At 43.5% G+C, this 2,939-nt stretch carries 4 protein-coding genes; all 4 read right to left on the bottom strand.

The window, feature by feature from the left end; genetic code table 11:
• Window positions 1-126 precede the first annotated feature (126 nt).
• Window positions 127-1,326, bottom strand: a complete 1,200-nt coding sequence (locus RLO19_RS15130) for an IS110 family transposase (protein ID WP_446357637.1) — start codon at window positions 1,324-1,326, stop codon at window positions 127-129.
• A gap of 424 nt (window positions 1,327-1,750) precedes the next feature.
• The gene (locus tag RLO19_RS15125) at window positions 1,751-2,176 is read right to left on the bottom strand and encodes a hypothetical protein (RefSeq protein WP_446357635.1); all 426 of its coding nucleotides are present in this window, start codon (window positions 2,174-2,176) and stop codon (window positions 1,751-1,753) included.
• A 10-nt stretch (window positions 2,177-2,186) separates the two neighbouring features.
• Window positions 2,187-2,393, bottom strand: coding sequence for a hypothetical protein (locus tag RLO19_RS15120; protein WP_446357633.1), 207 nt, complete (start codon window positions 2,391-2,393; stop codon window positions 2,187-2,189).
• The coding region (locus RLO19_RS15115; RefSeq protein ID WP_446357631.1) for a hypothetical protein at window positions 2,390-2,939 on the bottom strand (550 nt) is incomplete at its 5' end. The genes RLO19_RS15115 and RLO19_RS15120, both read right to left, overlap by 4 nt.

The raw sequence follows: 2,939 nt of genomic DNA, 5'->3' as shown, positions 1-2,939 counted from the left end.
TCTTCCTTGCCCATTCCCAGCGCCGCTAGTGGGTGTTGGTTTTCGCTTTGGGGTGTCCATGATAGTTAGGGATTTTGTACATAATTGTTTGCCCGTTATTACCTGTGTAGTAACGGGCGCGAGGGTTTAGCCTTTAAGCTTTAGAGCCTTCTTAAGCTCCTTAAATAGCAGCTTGCATCCGTAAGCGGCGGTCTGACTGATGATCAGCTTTCCAAAGGTATTACCGCCTTCGGTGTTTTTCTTAAATTGCTCCTGGCGTTTGTCGTAGAAATCTCCCAGTCTCTCGCCGATTATTCCCCGTGGGCGGTTTTTCACCGGGGCGATCGCTAACAAAATCCAGAGATAAAGTTCGCTTCGGCACATCTTTGAGCCGCTCCCGGCGTTCCATCCTTTACGGTCGCCGCTGCTCAACTCGTCCCCTGCCATGCCTAGCCGTTTTTTAAAACTGCCCAAAGATTCAAACTTACTCAGTGGGTAGATGTGGCATAGTAGCAGCGCTCTTAGTCGTAGCCCGATCCCGAATTTATCGAAGACCTGGTTATATTCTTTGAACTGTGGAAGGTAAATCAGTTCGGCTAGTTTTTGTTCTGCTTCATGTTCCCATGAGTGGATTTGACAAAGCATTTCGGCGTATCGTTGAGAAAATTGGCTGATTTCAATGCCATACTCTTTTGCCACTGATTTATCGTAGAGCCGATCATAGTAAAAGTTACGCCTTACGTTCTTGCGCTCAACATTTCCGAGCCATGCCCATAGCGGTATTAATCCGTCTTTTCCAGGCTGGGAATTTTTGAAAGCTGCCTCTGGAAACTCCCGGCATAGTTGTTGGCGTACCCGATTAATCAGCGGGGATTGTACGCGGGTTAGGCTTTTGAGTTGTAAGTACAGATCTCGGATTTGTACGATAGGTCCTGGCTCAAACTGGAGGAATTGATCGGTTTTTCCCCAGTGGGTATGAGCATAAGCGGCTAAGGCTAAAGCGTCTGCTAAGTCGTTTTTATCGGGGAGCTTGTGACTTTTCCGATAATGAGTAGCTTCGCAGTGTCCGACCCATAACACTTCAATTCCTTCAGACTGACAGATGTGAGCTAGCAACCAGGAGTAATGAACCCCGGTAGGTTCTAGGACAATCACATCTGGCTTTACTTCGAGCAGATGGGATATTCCCGTCTTTGTGAAGTAGAAAGTCAGCTCATCTTCTACTGGATCTTTGGATCTTGATTTGACTTGAGACTTCCAGTAGCTTCGCAGGTCGTTGGGTCTTTCTTCAAGTAGCCAACAGACTACGCGGTCTTTACAGATGTCACCGCCTAAAATTCTTTTCATTTTTCAAGGTTCTGTCTGTGATAGGAGAATAAACCTGCAACAAGTACCCAGTCGAGAATCTCCTGAAATTGTGAAATCAATTCACTCTGAAACTGGGTAGCAGGTAACTAACCCAAATAGGTATAACCGGAAGGTTAGTAACCAGAGGGTTAGACGGCATAGATTGTCAACTCTAAGCCGCGACACTATGAGTGTTTCGCTAGATGAGTTAGGTCTAGCTCGTCAGGCGGACTTATGTTATAATGTTGGTCAAGTAATGCAGTAGGTGCAGTCACGAAAGTCTAAAACCTTTTGGGTCATTTCCTTTTAAAACTGCGTGCCTACTGCGTCTGGTTATGTTCTTCGTAGAGAACTAAGCGGTAAGTTTGACACCTTACCGCAGCCCCCCTTCTTTAATCAGAAGGTAGGGTGCGAGAAGGTTTAGTTACCAGGTGATATTCTCATATCCCCTTTCCAATTCTTTAGATAAATCCTGTTCTTGGTCTTTTTCAGAGGTAGGTTCCCAGGCAGGATTTATTTCTTTGTCGCCATCTTTCCCAGACGCTCCGTAGTAGATGTATTTGGGTTGGGTATCAGAGTATGGACTTGTATCCAAAATCTCTGCGATCTCTTCATCACAGTTATCACAGTTATCATCGTTATTAGGCAGATTATCTATTGAGTCATTATGGTTATCTGGTGTATCCCAGTAGCTAATCTCTAAGACCATATCGCTTACTCGTTCCATCAAGCAGCTCGGGTCTTGATAGCCTGCACAGATGATTTCTCCAATTATTGCTGATAGGTGTTCGAGAGCTGTTTGTTCCCAAGGGTTGAGTGTTCGATAGTTGTATCCGTTGTGCATTATCATTTTTTTGCTCCTAGTTTTCAATTATTGAAGGCATAGGGAAGTTAGTTTTAGCCCATTCAGTAACTTCGCTTACTGTCATTCGGTCAAATTGCTGGATTGCTGATATGGTCAATCGTTCTTTAATTTGAGTGTGGGGTTCTCCTGTAAGTTGACATAATTCTTTGGCTGCTAAATCGAGAGCTATGATGATAATTCCGGGCATATCTGAGTAGTTCATTTTTTCTTACCTCTTAAAACAACATCGCCGTTTTTTGGGTTATTAGACTCTTCCGGATTTTTAACAAAGTCTATGTAGACTTTGGATTCTAAACCCTTGGGCGGATAGCATTGATATGGTTCTGAGCAATTCATTACTCTTAATCCATTTTTGCTTAAAGCCTCTATCAGTTCTGAAGCTACAGCCTCCGTTATTCGTGCATCTGCCCAGATTCGGATTTTAATCAGTTCAGTTGGTGGTTTAGATTTAGTTCTGATTTTCTCCCATTTCTTTTTCTCAGAATTCCAGAAGTAAGATTTGCTGTTTAACTGTTGATAGATTTCCTCCCTGTTTTTTGTTGTGATTTTTAGCCGTTGCCCTATTTGAAGTGCTTTCCTGTATTTTTCAGTGATTCGCATGATCCATAATTTTTGACACAAGAACCTTAAGGATTGCCGTTTAGCATTCCTGGTATAAGACCTGAGGGCTGTAGGAAGAAAAGGTGCTGGTGTATTTATTTGAACGACCAGCACCAAGAAGCTTCTGATCAGGGTGCTTGTTAATCGT

The organism is Coleofasciculus sp. G2-EDA-02, assembly GCF_040226375.1.
Taxonomy (GTDB): domain Bacteria; phylum Cyanobacteriota; class Cyanobacteriia; order Cyanobacteriales; family Coleofasciculaceae; genus Coleofasciculus.
This window is presented reverse-complemented; position numbering and strand designations above follow the sequence as displayed.